Raw genomic sequence first — 17,331 nt, forward strand, 5'->3', positions numbered from 1 at the left:
AAAAGGAGCGAATGATCGCTCCTGAATGTTTCAATTTAATGTCTTGAAATAAATTGTTTAAATCTTTTCAAGTAAAACACCCGATTCCACATGATGGGTATAAGGGAATTGGTCAAACATCGCAAACTTGGTGATTTTATGGGTTTGACTTAATGTTTGTAGGTTGTCGTAAAGCGTATCGGGATTGCATGAAATATACAAAATACGCTCGAAACGTTGTAGTAGTTTCAATGTTGCGTCATCAATACCAGCGCGCGGCGGATCAACAAATACCGTATCAAACTCATAGCTGGTTAGATCAATATTGGCTTCTTGCAAACGACGGAATTCACGTTCGCCGTTGTATGCTTGCGTGAATTCTTCAGCAGACAAACGCGCCACTTGAATATTATCGATATTATTTTTTTCAATATTCCACTGTGCTGCATATACCGAAGATTTTGCGAGTTCGGTGGCTAACACACGACGGAATTTAGTTGAAAGTGGTAGAGTAAAGTTACCATTACCACAATACAGCTCAAGTAAGTCTTTGTCAGATTGGGTTGCAGCTGTACATGCCCATTCCAACATTTTTTGGCAAACTTCAGCATTGGGTTGGGTAAAACTGCTTTCAATTTGTTGGTATTGATATTTTGTATCAAAAACTTGTAATTCTTCGACAACGTATTCGTCAGAAACCACAAATTTCTTACCACGGCTACGACCAATCAATTTGATATTCAATTGTTCAGCCAAAGCTTTTGCTGCAGGCTCCCAACTTTCATCTAAGTGACGATGGTAAATCAGGGATACGAGCATTTCGCCTTTTAACGTCGCTAAGAAATGCACTTCAAATAAACGTGCACCAAGCAAAGAGTCGGCTTTAAATGCGCTTAATAGTTTTGGCATTAATGCATTAATACTTTTATCTGCAACGGGGAATTCATCAATGCGGATGACTTTTTTATTGTTATCAGCATCACGTTCAAACATGGCATAGAACAGATCATCTTCAGTATGCCAAATACGGAACTCTGCACGCATACGATAATAGTTTTCAGGAGACTCGAAAACTTCAAGGGCAGGAGGATTAAATTCGGCAAATTGGGCAGAAATGCGTTCAACTTTGGCATCAAGTTGTTGCTGATAAGATGAAGTCATATGCAGTAAAAATCGCAAGTATTTTAAAGCTCAAATGGTAGCAAAAAATTGCTGTTCTGCCTAAGACTATTCAACATCTCAGCCCTGAAAACCCCATAAAAAAGGTCAAATCTTCTGAGGAGCAAGATTTGACCTATAACAGTAAAAGTTAGAGCTTAAAAAAGTAAAGTTTATGAGCCTGACATTGTCATGAGGCTTGCATTACCACCAGCTGCAGCAGTATTAATGCTAATGGCGCGTTCAATGACAAAACGTTCGACCGGAATTTGATAATCCCCCGATGTCATATGTGTAATGCCAATAATTGCACCTTGGCGCGCAGCAATGCGTTGCTGTAAATCAAGCAATTCAATCTCATTGCCATGATGCAGTACTGCATCAAACTCACCTTGCTCGATGCTTGTTACAACTTTGATCTGATTGATCACAGTGGTAGGCATGCTGTCTAAATGCTTTAAGATAAAACTATTTTCCGCGAGGACTACAGGATGACTCCCGATCGATAAAATCGCGAACAGTTGCTGCGCTTGATCTGCATCATTTTTGGCAAGGGACAGGATATTTTCTCGCGGCAAGATGACGTATTGATTATCTTCACCCGTTGGACCTATTAAGCTGAAACGTTGACCTGAGGCAATCGGATGTGTTTCAGTTAACTTGATACTTGGAAAATATTGACTCACCCATGCTTTAAATGCCTCAGCAACAGGATTGATTTGTAAATTTTGTGCAGGTTGAACAGCATAAGGTACAGCTAATTTTTTTTCAGACACATGATGCATTAAACGGTATAAATACAGTGGTCCACCCGCTTTTGGTCCTGTGCCAGATAGACCTTCACCACCAAAGGGTTGTACGCCAACCACTGCACCAACAATATTGCGGTTAATATAGAGGTTACCAACATGTGCCTTAGTCATGACCTTATGTATAGTTTCATCAATCCGGGTATGTAAACCCATGGTTAGACCATAACCTTTATGATTAATATGTTCCAAGAGTTGTTCGAGTTCCCCAGATTTGTATTTGATTAAATGGAGCACAGGACCAAATACTTCACGTTCAAGATCGTTCAGATTGGGTAGTTCAATCAGCGTAGGTGGAATAAACGTCCCCTGATTCAAATTGTATGAATCTTGATTGAACATGAGTTGGTATACTCGATGACCTTTTTGTTTCATCCGATCAATATGTCGTTGAATATTTTGCTTTGCTTCAAAATCAATGACAGGACCGATATCGGTACATAGTAAGCTAGGATCGCCTACACGTAATTGCTGCATCGCACCGACTAACATGCTGCGAAGCACTTCAAAATTATCTTCTTGCACGCAAAGTACACGGAGTGCTGAACAGCGTTGACCTGCGCTGTCAAAGGCCGAGTTGATCACATCTAACACCACTTGTTCGGTCAATGCTGAAGAATCCACAATCATGGCATTTTGGCCACCCGTTTCTGCGATCAGAGTCACACTTTCACCAAACTGATTCAAACGTTGTGAGACAGTTTTTTGCAAAATTTTTGCAACTTCAGTAGAGCCAGTAAACATGATGCCTTGAATACGCGAATCTTGACTCAGCTGTGCACCAATAGTTTCACCTTGACCCGGTAAAAGCTGCAGTACATCTTTTGGAATACCTGCTTCCCATAATATTTGTACCGCTTGTGCCGCAATGAGTGGGGTTTGCTCGGCAGGTTTAGCAATGACGGTATTGCCTGCGACCAAAGCTGCTGAAATTTGTCCAGTAAAAATGGCAAGTGGAAAATTCCATGGACTAATACAAAGGACAGTACCTAAAGGCTTAATATTGACATCGTGAGCCAAATCGAGCATTTGTCCAGCATAGTACCGCAAGAAATCAATTGCTTCTCGAACCTCAGCAATCGTGTTGGCATAGGTTTTACCTGCTTCACGGGACAGTAACACCATCAGTGGAAAAAGACGCTGTTGCATGAGATCCGCAGCTTTATTTAAGTAAGCTGCACGTTGGTCTTTCGGTAAATTTGCCCAAAGCGATTGTGCTTTGACAGCATCTTGAAGTACGGTTTCTACTTGTTCCGCCGTTGTTTCATAGACAACGCCTACAATATCGTTGTGTCGAGACGGATTGATAATATGTATTGGCTGACTTGTATTGATCTGACTAAATGATGCACCCATGGCAGCCGCTTCAAATTGAGTATTACTCAATTCCACTGCGACTTTATTTAGCGCGATTAAATCGGTGTCATTGGCAAGATCAATTCCGGCTGAGTTAGGACGTAAATCACCATATAAATCTTCAGGATAGGGGATATTCGGATGTTTTGCGCCAATGACTTTATCTTGTTGTGAATGATGCAAAATGGTTTCGCGTGGATTTTCGATCAAGTCTTCAATTTTTAACGCTTTATCGGCAATGCGATTGACGAAAGATGTATTTGCGCCGTTTTCGAGTAAGCGACGAACGAGATAGGCGAGTAGTGTTTCATGGTTACCCACTGGCGCGTAAATGCGACATGGAATACCTAATTTATGCTGTGCTACATCTCCAACGATATTCTCATAAAGTGGTTCACCCATACCATGTAGGCATTGGAATTCATATTGACCTGCATAATATTGAGCAGGATTGGCAAGTTGATAAATTGTTGCCACAGTTTGCGCATTATGGGTGGCAAATTGTGGGTAAATATAATCAGGTTCAGCCAATAATTTGCGTGCGCAAGCAATGTAAGACAAATCGGTATGCACTTTGCGAGTGAATACAGGATAATTTGTCATACCATCAATTTGTGCTTTTTTAATTTCACTATCCCAATACGCACCTTTGACCAAACGAATCATCAGGCGCTTATGACTGCGTTTCGCTAAATCAATAATGTAATCAACCACATAAAAACAACGTTTTTGGTAGGCCTGAATGACAAAGCCGATCCCTTTCCATTGCTTCAATTGAGGCTCAAAACAGAGGCGTTCGAGTAATTCGAGCGAAATTTCTAAACGATCGCTTTCTTCAGCATCAATATTTAAACCAATATTATATTGCTGTGCGAGTACCGCAAGCTGCAATACTTTGGCATATAACTCGTTATGTACTCGATCCATTTGCGAGCGTTGATAACGTGGGTGCAGTGCTGATAATTTAATTGAAATGCCTGGGCCTTCATAAACATCTTGATCCGTTGATGCTTTACCAATGGCATGAATCGCATCTTGATAATCTTGGTAGTAGCGTTCGGCATCATGTTCGGTTAGTGCGGCTTCACCAAGCATGTCATAAGAATAGCGGAAGCCTTTATCTTCAAGATGTTCAGCATTCTTCAGTGCTTCATTAATTGTTTCACCTGTTACAAATTGCTCACCCATCATCCGCATTGCCATATCGACCGCTTTACGAATAATACCGCGACCACTGCGCGCCAAAAGCCCAGTTAGTAAGCTTGATAAGCTTTTCTGCTGCGGTGTTTCCATCAATTTTCCGGTCAGCATTAAGCCCCATGCTGCAGCATTCACAAACATCAGTTGGCTTTGACCCAAATGATCTTTCCAATTGCCTTGGTTGATTTTATCTCGAATGAGTAGATCACGGGTTGCAGTATCGGGAATACGTAGTAGTGCTTCAGCCAAGCACATTAGTGCAATCCCTTCCTGAGATGACAAGGAAAATTCTTGTAATAGACCTTGCACGACGCCACTTTTACCATGTCCGCCTTTACGTTCGCGTAAAGAGTGTGCTAATTGAAAAGCAATGGTTTGAATTTTCTCGGTCATTTCAGCCGATATTTTACTATGTGCTAATAAATGATCAACGCACTCAGATTCATCGCTCCGCCATGCTGAATTGATATGGTGTTCATACGTGTTTTTATGCTTAAAGTCAGCAATGTGCTGTGAAGAAGGGGTTGCATCCAAAGCAGAAGCTTGGCTAAGTGTGGTTGGCATAGTGACTTCCTGTACTGCGTCAATCATTTCTTTAACTTAAGTGAGTTTTAAACTATAATCACAAAAAAATTGACGAATAACTCACTATAGTTCAGCTTAATTTTAGAGAATAATTCAAATGAATAGCCATTTTTTCAGTCTCGACCGCATAGATTTGCGTATTCTCGATTTGCTTCAAACTGAATCGAAAATTTCCAATATTAAACTTGCTGAAATGGTGAATTTATCGCCTACAGCAGTCCTTGCACGGGTGCAAAAACTGACCAAGGAAGGTTTTATTTTGGGCTATGAAGCACGGCTCAACCCTACTAAGTTGAATAATGCATTTGTAGTATTTGTTGAGATTTTGCTAGATAAGACCACCCCCAATGTTTTGGAGGAGTTTTCAGAGGCAGTACAGCACATACCTGAGATTGTGGAATGTCATATGATTAGTGGTGGCTTTGATTTTGTTGTGAAAATTCGCTGTGCCAATATGGATGAATTTCGGAAAATTTCAGGTGATATCTTGTGGCAGTTGCCGGGAGTGAAGGAAACGCGGAGTTATCCTGTGATGGAAGTGATTAAAGAGACCCAAAAAATTAAGCTCAAAATGCCTGTAAAAAAATAACAGCAAGAAAAAAGGGACATTGAAATGTCCCTTTTTTATATGTGTAGCATTACTTCTTCATGTCTGCCATTTCTTTTGCATATTTTGCTTGAGCAAGTTCAAAGCGTTCAATCATCTCGTGCTGAGGTGGATGATCAAATAAACTCACTACTACAATGCTCAAACTTGCTAAAATAAAGCCCGGAATGATCTCGTAAATACCGGTATCACCCATATAATTTTTCCAAGCAATGACGGTCACAGCCCCAACAATCATGCCGATGATGGCGCCGTTCAGTGTCATACGTTTCCAAAAAAGCGATAAAATAATCAAGGGTCCAAATGCCGCGCCAAAGCCTGCCCAAGCATAGGCCACCAAGCTCAGCACTTTACTATTTGGGTTCATAGCAAGCGAAATTGCAATCAGGGCGATTACGACCACCATCCCTCGACCAACCCAAATTAATTCCTTTTGTGACGCTGTTTTTCTTACAAATGCTTTGTACAAATCTTCGGTTAGGGTGGTTGAACACACCAATAGTTGGCAGCTCAAAGTACTCATAATGGCTGCTAAAATTGCAGCCAGTACAATGCCCGCAACCCAAGGATTAAATAGAATTTTAGTTAATTCCATGAAGACCATTTCAGGGTTTTTATTGACGATTGCTGCTGCAGGTAAATCTGGATTTGCGGCAAAATAGGCAATACCAATATAACCCGCAGCCATGGCACCAGCTAAACATAAAATCATCCATGTCATGCCAATGCGGCGTGCGTTTGGAATAATTTTGACCGAGTCAGCAGCCATAAAGCGCACAAGAATATGGGGTTGTCCAAAATAGCCTAAGCCCCATGCAAAGCTTGAGATAATTGCAATAGAACTTAAGTTTTCAATCAGATTTGAAGCGTTTGGACGAGCACTCTCTAACAGAGTAGCCACATCTTGGCTGTTATCGCCAAGGGCTAAGAAAGTCATGATCGGTGTTAAAATTAATGCGAAAATCATTAAACCGGCTTGAAACGTATCCGTCCAACTAATCGCTAAAAATCCACCGATACATACGTACAAAATCGTAGCCACTGCACCAAGCCAGAGTGCTGTGGTGTAATCCCATCCAAATAGACTTTCAAATAATCGTGCACCTGCGACCATACCTGAAGCACAGTAAATTGCAAAAAACACCAAAATAACGATTGCGGACAACACGCGCAAAATTCGCTTTCGGTCTGAAAAACGACTTGTAAAATAATCTGGTAGGGTCAGGGCATTATTTTGATATTCGGTATGTGCTCGAAGTCGCCCAGCGACCAATAGCCAGTTTAGCCATGCACCAATGATCAATCCAATCGCAATCCAAACTTCAGACAGACCTGACAGATAAATTGCACCCGGAAGTCCCATGAGTAACCAGCCACTCATATCTGATGCGCCAGCTGAAAGTGCCGTGACCACACTACCAAGACTACGACCGCCTAAAATATATTCGTCAAAATTCGAGGTTGCTCGGTAAGCATATAAACCAATCGCAATCATGGCGATAATGTAAAAAATGAAGGTAATTAGGGTGGGATTGATCGTGCTCATAGGCCAAGTATCCTTAAAAATTGTAAATCATCGTCCGGGATGATTCTTGCTGATTATTCACAGGGCACTGATTCAAACACGTTTTAAAAATTACACTCTGTAACAGTTAAGCGGTTTTTATGTAGAATGAATGTAAATGGACATCATTATTCATCTCATAAAAATATTTATATAGTAGGTACAAGCCAAATATAACTTCGTATTCAAAGCGTAGGAATATTCGCTGGCGACAGATCAATATATTGAGATTTTGTATTGATGTTACACAAACTTACAAAAACAATAACAAGTGAAATTTGAATATATTTTTCCAAATTTTTCTTAAAATTGACGTATTCATTTCTATGTTGAATACAAAAGAGTAAGTTTTTAGCCTATAGCTGTAATCTCATTACACATCATGCCAAATGAGACACTATATTTATTTGATTTATACCCAACATGATTTATTTGCTAACAAACATCTTATATAGAACTGCTAGGATGGAATTGATACAAAGAGAGCTATAGAGCACCTTCGGGTTGAAGGACTGACGTTTCAATAGCGAGTACATCTGATTGCTAATATGGCGCAAGTCAAAAAAGAGACTATGCAAAATTATCCTGCTGTGGGTTTAAAGTTTTTTCATCTACACTAGTACACAATGAGCAACTGTAAAGACCCGTATGTTTGATAAAATTACCTCCCTCTTCAAAAGCAATAAACCGACACCTGCGCAGCTCTATTTAGCCGAGCATCAAATCGAATATAGTGAAGAACATGGTTTCGTCGTGGATGGTATAGAGTTGAATGCGACACTTGGCGAAAGACTTAATTTTCTGTCGAATAGACGGCTGACTAAATTTGATGATCTGCAAGCGTTGTATGCAGCAGCGATGATTATTAATGAACGAATTGATTTAGAAATTGCTACAGAACGCTATGTCGCCCGCCTTGGCAACAGCAAAGAAAATCTACTCGAATTTAAACGTATCTTAAAATTATTAAATGATTATTACCGTCAATTTATACGTGATCAAAAATGATCATCGCTTGAGCAGTCATCATTTGTCGCGCTGCGTATTTGATGCAATAAAATAACGAAGTGCAGTTGGATCATCGTGATAATATAGCCTTATGTTGTTTAAAATGAATAGCTATATCAATGTTCCAACAAGAAATTTCCCAACTCAATTTATCTAAACTAAAATCTGGCGAAAAACGCTGGTTGGGTAACCTACAAGGCTCATCGACGGCATTATTGCTTAAAGAGATTGCCAAGCAGCAAAAATGTTTATACATGATTGTCGCGCGCAATAATCAACATTTAAGCCAGTTAGAAAGCGAATTCGAGTTTTATGGGGTAAAACCGACCATTTTTCCAGATTGGGAAATTTTGCCTTACGATCGATTATCACCGCATCAAGACATTGTCTCTGAGCGATTGGCGATTTTATCAAACATGCCGAAAACAGGAGTGTTGTTGGTTTCAGCCTCGACCTTAGCGCAGCGTGTGGCACCGACCTCATGGGTATTGGGAGAACATTTTGATATCCATGTCGGGCAAAAATTCGATTTAGAGCAACAAAAGAAAAAATTGATTCAAGCGGGCTATCACTTGGTAGATACCGTTTATGATCATGGTGAATTTGCTGTACGTGGCAGTATTATTGATATTTATGCTTCAGGGCAAGCAGCACCGATTCGCATTGATCTATTTGATGATGAAATTGAAACACTGAAATTTTTTGATGCTGAAACCCAGCGCACCACTCAAACACTCGAACATTTTACCGTTTTGCCTGCACAGGAATTTCCACTCAAAGAAGGGCGTGCAACCTTCCGCGATCGTTATGCGGAATTTTTCCCCACGGCAAATCCCAAGAAAAATCCGATTTATCAAGATGTTCTTGATGGCATTGCATCACCGGGGATCGAGTTCTATTTGCCGCTATTTTTTGATGCAACGGCAATGAAAACCCAAAGTAGTCTACTATCGTACTTACCAAGTCATACCATTGTCATTACAGATAAGTCCTTAGAAGAGGGATTAAACCAATTTTGGGCGGATGTAGAACGCCGTTATGACGATCGTCGTTATAATGTTGATCAGCCCATTGTTGCACCTGATGCGTTATTTTTATCGACCCATCAAATTTTAGAACAACTCAATCATTTTGGGCGTTTTATTGCAGCGCAAGAGCCATTTGAGCCTAAAGCAGGCGTGATTAATTTAAATGCCGATGTTCCACCCCGTTTAGCGGTCGACCCAAAACAAGAAAAGCCATTTGCACTCGTTAAACAATATATTGATGCAGCCAATCATCCGGTCTTATTGGTGGCTGAAAGTGCAGGTCGCCGTGAAACACTAAAAGACGCATTGCGTTCAAGTTTGGGTGACATTCCAACCGTTGATAGTTTTGATGATTTTATTGAGTCTTTGCATGCGATTGCGATCACCAATGCACCTTTGGATCGCGGTTTAGAACTCAAAGACAAACTGAGTATCATTTCTGAAAATCAGCTCTATGAGCATCGCGTGGTGCAGCGCCGTCGTAAACGTCAGCAAGAAGTCTCTGAAGAGTTCTTGGTGCGTAGCTTAACGGAACTGTCTATTGGCGCGCCTGTGGTACATATCGATTATGGTGTGGGGCGTTATGCGGGCTTAATTACTTTAAGTATTGACGATCAAGATCACGAATTTTTGCAACTTGACTATGCGGATGCGGCAAAAGTGTATGTCCCCGTGACTAATTTACATTTAATTAGTCGTTATAGCGGTGGTGATCCCGACCTAGCGCCATTACATAAACTCGGCACGGATGCATGGTCAAAAGCGAAGCGTAAGGCTTTAGAACAAATTCATGATGTTGCAGCTGAGCTGTTGCATATTCAGGCACGTCGTGCGGCAAAACCAGGGATTCATTTTGAGCTTGATCAATCCTTGTATATGCAGTTTGCCAGTGGCTTTGCTTATGAGGAAACGCTCGATCAAGCCAATGCCATTGAAGCCACACTCTATGATATGCGACAAGCTAAACCGATGGATCGCTTGGTTTGTGGTGATGTCGGCTTTGGTAAGACTGAAGTTGCGATGCGTGCGGCTTTTGTCGCTGTACAAAATAATCGCCAAGTGGCGGTGTTAGTGCCGACCACTTTGCTTGCCCAACAGCACTATGAATCTTTTAAAGATCGTTTTGCCGATTGGCCTGTACGCATTGAAGTACTATCGCGTTTTGGTTCATCGAAAACCCATACCAAAACGATTGATGATTTAGCCGATGGTAAAGTCGATATTGTGATTGGTACACATAAAATTCTGCAAGAAAATATCAAATTTAATAATCTTGGTTTGATGATTGTTGATGAAGAACATCGCTTCGGGGTACGTGACAAAGAACGGATTAAAGCCTTGCGTGCGGATGTTGATATGCTGACGCTCACGGCGACACCGATTCCACGTACCTTAAATATGGCATTTAGTGGGATGCGTGATTTATCGATTATTGCCACACCACCTGCACGTCGTCTAGCCGTCAAAACCTTCGTACAGGAGCAAACTGGCGATTCGGTTAAAGAAGCGATTCTACGAGAATTACTGCGTGGTGGTCAGGTGTATTTCCTGCATAACGATGTCGATACGATTGAACGTACTGCGGAAAATTTACGCGAACTTGTGCCTGAAGCACGTGTTGCAGTCGCACATGGACAAATGCGGGAACGTGAACTCGAGCAAGTCATGCAGCAGTTCTATCATAAAGAATATAACGTTTTAGTCTGTTCAACCATTATTGAAACAGGGATCGATGTACCGAGTGCCAATACCATTATTATCGAACGGGCAGATAAATTGGGCTTGGCGCAGCTTCATCAATTACGTGGTCGTGTCGGTCGTTCGCATCATCAAGCCTATGCTTATTTATTGGTTCCCTCTATTAAGGGTTTAAAAGGCGATGCCGAAAAGCGCTTAGATGCCATTCAACGTGCTTCTAATTTGGGTGCGGGTTTTATGCTTGCCACCGAAGATTTAGAAATTCGTGGTGCCGGTGAATTATTGGGTGAGCAGCAAAGTGGTTCTATGCAAGCGATTGGTTATAGCTTGTATATGGAAATGCTTGAAAAAGCCACTAAAGCGATTCAAAAAGGTAAAACCCCGAACTTCGATGCGCCGCTTTCATTGACTGCCGAAATTAACTTACATATGCCAGCACTTATTCCAGATGATTACTTGGGTGATGTGCATCAACGCTTATTGTTCTATAAGCGTATTAGTAATACTGATAGCCGAGATAAACTCGATAATATTCGCATGGAATTGATTGATCGCTTTGGTATTCCACCACAATCAGTGAAACAACTCTTTGCGGTACATCAAATCCGTTTGAAAGCGGAGCAGTTGGGTATCACCAAAGTTGATATTAGTCAGCAAGGCGGACATATTGAATTTGCACCAGATACTCCGGTTCAAGCGGTGACCATTATTCAAATGATGCAGAAACATCCGACCTATTTCCGTATGAACGGTGGGCAGCGTTTGAAAATTATGGTCATGCTTGAGGATTACGAAAAACGCATACAGTTTATTCAAGATTTATTAGATAGTCTGTTGAAAGAATTGCACTAATTGTCATTAGACTATGAGTGTAAAGTTCATTCGCCTAAAGCGATTAAAGTCTTTCTTTTGAGAGGAAAGAAAGGCTTGATTAATTTAGGCGATTGGGTAAAGTCTTAATTGTGACAGAGATCAAAACAATAAATACAAATTTGTATTTAAACACATTGCTTCCAATATTCAGCCTGTGTTGTATATGGTAGTATTAGCCATCATTCTAATTTTGCATCATTTATAAAGATATGTTTAGTTTGCATCCACAACTTGCTCAAGATACTTTTTTTGTAGGCGACTTTCCTTTATCCACATGTCGTTTGATGAATGATATGCAATTCCCTTGGCTGATTTTGGTTCCTCGTGTGCCAGGCGCCACCGAGTTATATGAATTAAGTCAAGCCGACCAAGAACAATTCTTGCGTGAATCAAGTTGGTTATCAAGTCAACTTTCTCGCGTATTCCGTGCAGATAAAATGAACGTTGCTGCACTTGGTAATATGGTACCGCAATTGCATTTCCATCACGTGGTTCGTTACCAAAATGACGTGATGTGGCCAAAACCTGTTTGGGGTACACCTGCTGTTCCGTATAGCAGCGAAGTATTGGCACATATGCGTCAAACCTTGATGTTGGCGTTACGTGGTCAAGGAGATATGCCATTTGACTGGCGTATGGATTAAGATCCACTTTAGACCGTTGGCTATGTACTGCTCAGGAGTAAGTAAGTGCAAATAGACGACTGGATTCATAAAGAACCGAAGCATTTTGAATATTTCCATCGCATGATGGGATATATCATGCTGTCTTTAGTGATTGTCGTCTATCATTACACTGAAGCTGACACCCAGTATCAAATTTTTGTTCCTTTCTTTCTCCTGTTTATTTTACTGATTACGCCACGTCTTTCTCGTGAACTGATTTATCGCTATAGCCAAAGACGAAAACGTAATGTCTTCTTTATGTTGGATATTACGGTCATTGCTGTGATTTTATCGGCAGTTCACTTGAATTTGGTGCTGTCATTGTTGGGCTTGGCAGCATTACTTTATACCGCGATCAGTAATAAAATTTCATTTCTAATGGTCGCCTTAGCAACCCTCATCGGGATTGCTATTTTTTATGTCTGTAATATTTTTATCTTTGGTTTTGGTGAGTATTTCGCGTCCACAAATAATGAATTAACCGTACTGGGTTTTTTATGTTTGTTTACCTATTTTGGGGTGGGCAATTTTTATCAAAGCAGTCGCGTGCATTTTATATCACAGCAAAAGAAATATTATTACGACCAAATGAATCGTTATATGGAGTTTGCCAATCAACTGAGTCGTTATGCACCACAGCAATTGTGGCAGTCGATTATGAAAGGCGAATCTGAAGCGAAAATTGAATATAAACGTAAAAAACTCACCGTTTTCTTCTCGGATATTCAAGGTTTTACCGAACTTTCAGAAACTTTAATTCCCGACGATTTGGCGTATTTACTCAATGACTATTTAAGTCATATGACCGAAATTGCCAAAAAATATGAAGCAACCGTAGATAAATTCATGGGTGATGCGATTTTGGTGTTTTTTGGTGACCCACATAGCCAAGGGGTCGAGCAAGATGCAAAAAGCTGTATGGAAATGGCGATTGCTATGCGTCAGCAAATGAAATTATTGCGCGAACGATGGGTCAAGATGGGTTATCCGCCGTTGCATATTCGTATGGGAATTTCAACAGGTTATTGCCACGTAGGGAACTATGGGGCGAATCATCGTATGGCGTATACCATTGTTGGTCGTGATGCAAACTTGGCGGCACGCTTACAAAGTGCAGCAGAAGTGGATGAAATTCTGATTTCTGAAGATACCCATAATTTAATTAAAAATGATTATTTATGTGCACCGAAAGCACCGATTTACTTAAAAGGAATTAAGCAACCTGTCCGCTCATGGCAAGTGATGGAAAAATATAGTTCACGTAAAATGGATTATCAGCGTTGGTTTGATTATGAATATAAAGGCTTCCATCTATTGCTCAATTTAGATGAAGTACAAAACTTTGAATATCCTGAACTGCTGCATGTGCTTGAAAAAATGACACAGCGTATTCAAACGCAACAACAATTGACCAATGCGGAAGGGATTGTAAAACTCAATATCGAAGATGAAGTCATTCAAATTGAACCGGTAGAAGTCAAAGAAACTCAGGCTGAAAAATCAAATGTGATGTAAATAAAGTTAATCTAAAAAAACCACGCATTGGCGTGGTTTTTTCGTTATAACATTCAGCTTAGTGATTTTCAGAAGCATGATTAATCGTGTACTTCGGAATTTCAACTTCTAGGTCTTCATTAACCAATTTGACTTGGCAAGACAGGCGAGAGTCGGGTTCTAAGCCCCAAGCACGATCAAGTAAGTCAGCTTCTACGTCGTTCATTTCATCTAGACTATCAAAGCCTTTACGTACAACGACATGGCAAGTTGTACATGCAGCTGACATATCACAGGCATGTTCAATTTTGATGCCATTGTTAAGTAAGCTTTCGCATAAATTGGCATTTGGCTCAACTTCAAACTCAGCGCCTTCAGGGCAAATTTGCGCATGTGGAAGAACTTTAATACGTGGCATAATCTTTACCTTAAATTAATTTGAGTTTGACCAGTCATCAAGCTTAGTGCCTTTCAATGCGGCATCAATGTGCTGATTCATACGTGCTGCGGCAAATGCATCACTGTGTATTTTAAGCTGTTCGATGGCAGATTCAATGCTTTTGATGTCTGAGCCTTGAAGCTCATTTTCAAGTTGTGCTTGTGCAGACTGTAATTTTTGCAATTGATCAGCAGATAAAAGCTGAGCATCCACTTTTAATGCTTGTACCAAGGCTTCAAGTTCGCGTTTTGCTTCAACTTTGGTTTCATTGAGGTGACGAAGATTTTTATCTTCTTCCGCAAATTTATAACCTTCAATTAACAAACGCTCAGTATCTGCATCAGACAAGCCATACGATGGCTTAATATCGATTTGCGCACTGACACCTGATGTGGTTTCTTTGGCAGAAACAGTGAGTAAACCATCTGCATCAACTTGATAAGTCACTTCAATGCGAGCTTGACCCGCAGTCATTGGCGGAATGCCACGCAATACAAAACGACCCAAGCTACGACAATGTTCAACCAAGTCACGTTCACCTTGGATCACGTGAATGAGCATTGCAGTTTGACCATCCTGATAAGTGGTGAATTCTTGGCGACGTGCGACAGGAATAGCGGTATTACGTGAAATTAGACGTTCCACCAAACCACCCATTGTCTCAATACCAAGCGACAGTGGAGTCACATCTAGTAATAAAGAGCCATCTGTGCTGTTACCAATGAGTTGATTCGCTGTAATGGATGCGCCAATGGCAACTACTTCATCCGGGTTGATGGTACACAGTGGTTCTTGGTTAAATACCTCACGCACCGCTTTTTGTACGGCATATGAACGTGTTGAGCCACCAACAAGTACAACGTTTTGAATATCATCCAATTCAAGCTTGGCATCACGCATTACACGTTTGCATACGCTGATGGTTTTATCTAGAGCGACTTTGATGATGTCTTCAAATGTAGCACGATCTAAATCTAAGCGATGTTCTAAGAATTGAAGCGTGGTAGATTCAGCATCGGATAAGGCTTCTTTGGCTTTACGTGCAGCGACAATGAAATGTGCATATTCAGCATCATTTAATGTCTCGATATTGAGTTGTTTTTTTGCCCATTTCAAAATCAAACGGTCAAGATCATCACCACCTAGTGCAGTGTGTCCACCCGTTGCTAAAACTTCAAAAACACCTTGGCTAAAACGTAAAATTGAAACATCAAAAGTACCGCCACCTAAGTCATAAATCACATAGTTACGATCAGTACTTAAGTTGGTTTCTTGGTCTAAACCATAAGCAACCGCAGCAGCAGTGGGCTCATTCAATAAACGTAGCACGTTCAAGCCTGCAAGCTGTGCAGCATCGCGAGTCGCTTGGCGCTGCGCTTCATCAAAATAAGCAGGTACGGTAATGACTGCACCATTCACTTCATTTTTAAGGCTGGCTTCTGCACGCACTTTCAGTTGCTTGAGTAAGTCCGCTGAAATTTCAACAGGGGTTTTACGACCTTGTGCTGTTTCAAATGCAGGCATTTCATTCGCTTCACCCACAAGTGCGTAAGGGTGTTGGAATTTAATATCGGTTGCAGAACGCCCCATGAAACGCTTCACTGAAACCACTGTATTTTTAGGGTCAGAAGTGACAAATGGCACAGCATCGTAGCCTAAAATGGTATCTTGGGCTTTATAGTGAACAATTGAAGGGAGGAGGACTCGACCTTGTTCATCATGAAGAACTTTGGCTTTACCTGAAAGAACCGTGGCAACCAAAGAGTGGGTGGTGCCTAAATCGATACCAATCGCAATGCGGTGTTCATGTGGTGCACTTGATTGACCTGGTTCTGCAATTTGCAAGAGAGCCATTGTGTTACATCCTTTGCACGTTAAATATAAATATTAAAAAGATATCTTAAAAATCGTCATCTAAATCAAAGTCATCATCATCTAAGAAGCGATCTTCTGCTTTCTCAATGTCTGCCATCACTTTGACAAAGAAACGTAATTTACGCACGGTATCGCGTGCTTCGCCCCAATCTTCATCCGTATAATCAATCTTGAACTCACGGACCAAACCATCAATCCATTGTTGAACTTCAACTTTAAGGGAGGTGAGGTGGTCAGCTGAAGTCGCATCATCTAACTGTTCACGAATTTCTAAAGCATCTTGTAAAAATTCGAAATCACTGATCGATTGATCTAGATGGTAATCTTGTTTCTTTAAAGAAAGCAAATAAGCCGCACGGCTATCCACTGCAGATAATACTTTAAATGCTTGATTAATTTCACTTGATTGAATTAATGCTTGATCTTTATCTTCGGCTTTATCTGGATGATATTGTTGCTGCAACTTTAGAAATTCAGACTTTAACGCTGCCAAATCAATATCGAGTGTGACAGGAAGATTGAACAACTCAAAATGATTCATGGGAGATCGGATCCGCGATTGTTGTGCAAAATAGGAATCTAAATACAATTAAAACAGTGTGATGCACACTGTTTTAATGTTAAAAAACGAATAATTAATGGGTTAAACAGTGAATGATTCACCACAACCACATTCGCCTTTTTTATTGGGGTTGTTAAATTCGAAGCCTTCATTTAAGCCATTTTTAACATAGTCCATCTCCATACCTTCAAGATAAACCAGACTTTTGGGGTCAACGAATACTTTTACGCCAAACTGTTCAAAGCTTTGGTCATGGGTATCGACTTCATCTACGAACTCGAGCACATAAGCCAAACCAGAACAGCCTGAAGTTTTCACACCAACGCGAATGCCTTCACCCTTACCGCGATTTTTTAAATAATTGCTGATATGAGTTGCAGCATTTTCAGTTAAATGGATCATGAAAACTCCGTTAAAATTTCAGAACGTGG

At 40.7% G+C, this 17,331-nt stretch carries 12 protein-coding genes; 5 read left to right on the plus strand and 7 right to left on the minus strand.

Features of this window, described 5'->3' with window-relative positions:
* Positions 1–57: 57 nt before the first annotated feature.
* Positions 58–1,140, minus strand: coding sequence for a tRNA (uridine(54)-C5)-methyltransferase TrmA (gene trmA, locus GFH30_RS05960; RefSeq protein ID WP_153371355.1), 1,083 nt, complete (start codon positions 1,138–1,140; stop codon positions 58–60).
* 170 nt (positions 1,141–1,310) lie between these two features.
* A complete protein-coding gene (gene putA / locus GFH30_RS05965) occupies positions 1,311–5,066 on the minus strand; it encodes a trifunctional transcriptional regulator/proline dehydrogenase/L-glutamate gamma-semialdehyde dehydrogenase (protein WP_153371356.1) in 3,756 nt (1,251 codons plus the stop codon).
* Between the two features lie 118 nt (positions 5,067–5,184).
* Between putA and GFH30_RS05970 the strand changes: the two genes are divergently transcribed.
* Positions 5,185–5,676: an Lrp/AsnC ligand binding domain-containing protein gene (locus GFH30_RS05970; RefSeq protein ID WP_153371357.1), complete on the plus strand. Its 492-nt coding sequence runs from the start codon at positions 5,185–5,187 to the stop codon at positions 5,674–5,676.
* Positions 5,677–5,725: 49 nt separating this feature from the next.
* Here the strand turns inward: GFH30_RS05970 and putP are convergent, their stop codons facing one another.
* Entirely contained in the window at positions 5,726–7,240 is a 1,515-nt protein-coding gene (gene putP / locus GFH30_RS05975; RefSeq protein ID WP_153371358.1) for a sodium/proline symporter PutP, read from the minus strand.
* A gap of 666 nt (positions 7,241–7,906) precedes the next feature.
* Between putP and GFH30_RS05980 the strand changes: the two genes are divergently transcribed.
* The 4 genes from GFH30_RS05980 to GFH30_RS05995 all read left to right on the plus strand — a co-directional run bounded on the left by GFH30_RS05980 (position 7,907) and on the right by GFH30_RS05995 (position 14,045).
* Entirely contained in the window at positions 7,907–8,266 is a 360-nt protein-coding gene (locus GFH30_RS05980; RefSeq protein ID WP_153371359.1) for a hypothetical protein, read from the plus strand.
* 119 nt (positions 8,267–8,385) lie between these two features.
* Entirely contained in the window at positions 8,386–11,844 is a 3,459-nt protein-coding gene (mfd, locus tag GFH30_RS05985; RefSeq protein WP_153371360.1) for a transcription-repair coupling factor, read from the plus strand.
* Between the two features lie 230 nt (positions 11,845–12,074).
* Complete coding sequence (locus GFH30_RS05990) at positions 12,075–12,509, plus strand: HIT domain-containing protein (RefSeq protein WP_153371361.1); 435 nt, start codon at positions 12,075–12,077, stop codon at positions 12,507–12,509.
* Positions 12,510–12,554: 45 nt separating this feature from the next.
* A complete protein-coding gene (locus GFH30_RS05995; protein WP_153371362.1) occupies positions 12,555–14,045 on the plus strand; it encodes an adenylate/guanylate cyclase domain-containing protein in 1,491 nt (496 codons plus the stop codon).
* Between the two features lie 58 nt (positions 14,046–14,103).
* On the opposite strand, the gene fdx is transcribed toward GFH30_RS05995, so the two are convergent.
* The 4 genes from fdx to iscA form a co-directional block, all read right to left on the minus strand.
* Entirely contained in the window at positions 14,104–14,442 is a 339-nt protein-coding gene (fdx, locus tag GFH30_RS06000) for an ISC system 2Fe-2S type ferredoxin (protein ID WP_153371363.1), read from the minus strand.
* Positions 14,443–14,457: 15 nt separating this feature from the next.
* The gene (gene hscA, locus GFH30_RS06005; RefSeq protein ID WP_153371364.1) at positions 14,458–16,317 is read right to left on the minus strand and encodes a Fe-S protein assembly chaperone HscA; all 1,860 of its coding nucleotides are present in this window, start codon (positions 16,315–16,317) and stop codon (positions 14,458–14,460) included.
* Positions 16,318–16,363: 46 nt separating this feature from the next.
* Complete coding sequence (gene hscB, locus GFH30_RS06010; RefSeq protein WP_153371365.1) at positions 16,364–16,879, minus strand: Fe-S protein assembly co-chaperone HscB; 516 nt, start codon at positions 16,877–16,879, stop codon at positions 16,364–16,366.
* 102 nt (positions 16,880–16,981) lie between these two features.
* Positions 16,982–17,302, minus strand: a complete 321-nt coding sequence (iscA, locus tag GFH30_RS06015) for an iron-sulfur cluster assembly protein IscA (RefSeq protein WP_153371366.1) — start codon at positions 17,300–17,302, stop codon at positions 16,982–16,984.
* Positions 17,303–17,331: the final 29 nt, after the last annotated feature.

Origin of the sequence: Acinetobacter wanghuae, from assembly GCF_009557235.1 — a bacterium.
Lineage (GTDB): Bacteria > Pseudomonadota > Gammaproteobacteria > Pseudomonadales > Moraxellaceae > Acinetobacter > Acinetobacter wanghuae.

What these genes read in the sequence shown, in the direction of transcription:
- trmA (WP_153371355.1), bottom strand. Translation starts at nt 1,140, where the DNA reads ATGACTTCATCTTATCAGCAACAACTTGATGCCAAAGTTGAACGCATT.
- putA (WP_153371356.1), bottom strand. Translation starts at nt 5,066, where the DNA reads ATGCCAACCACACTTAGCCAAGCTTCTGCTTTGGATGCAACCCCTTCT.
- GFH30_RS05970 (WP_153371357.1), top strand. Translation starts at nt 5,185, where the DNA reads ATGAATAGCCATTTTTTCAGTCTCGACCGCATAGATTTGCGTATTCTC.
- putP (WP_153371358.1), bottom strand. Translation starts at nt 7,240, where the DNA reads ATGAGCACGATCAATCCCACCCTAATTACCTTCATTTTTTACATTATC.
- GFH30_RS05980 (WP_153371359.1), top strand. Translation starts at nt 7,907, where the DNA reads ATGTTTGATAAAATTACCTCCCTCTTCAAAAGCAATAAACCGACACCT.
- mfd (WP_153371360.1), top strand. Translation starts at nt 8,386, where the DNA reads ATGTTCCAACAAGAAATTTCCCAACTCAATTTATCTAAACTAAAATCT.
- GFH30_RS05990 (WP_153371361.1), top strand. Translation starts at nt 12,075, where the DNA reads ATGTTTAGTTTGCATCCACAACTTGCTCAAGATACTTTTTTTGTAGGC.
- fdx (WP_153371363.1), bottom strand. Translation starts at nt 14,442, where the DNA reads ATGCCACGTATTAAAGTTCTTCCACATGCGCAAATTTGCCCTGAAGGC.
- hscA (WP_153371364.1), bottom strand. Translation starts at nt 16,317, where the DNA reads ATGGCTCTCTTGCAAATTGCAGAACCAGGTCAATCAAGTGCACCACAT.
- hscB (WP_153371365.1), bottom strand. Translation starts at nt 16,879, where the DNA reads ATGAATCATTTTGAGTTGTTCAATCTTCCTGTCACACTCGATATTGAT.
- iscA (WP_153371366.1), bottom strand. Translation starts at nt 17,302, where the DNA reads ATGATCCATTTAACTGAAAATGCTGCAACTCATATCAGCAATTATTTA.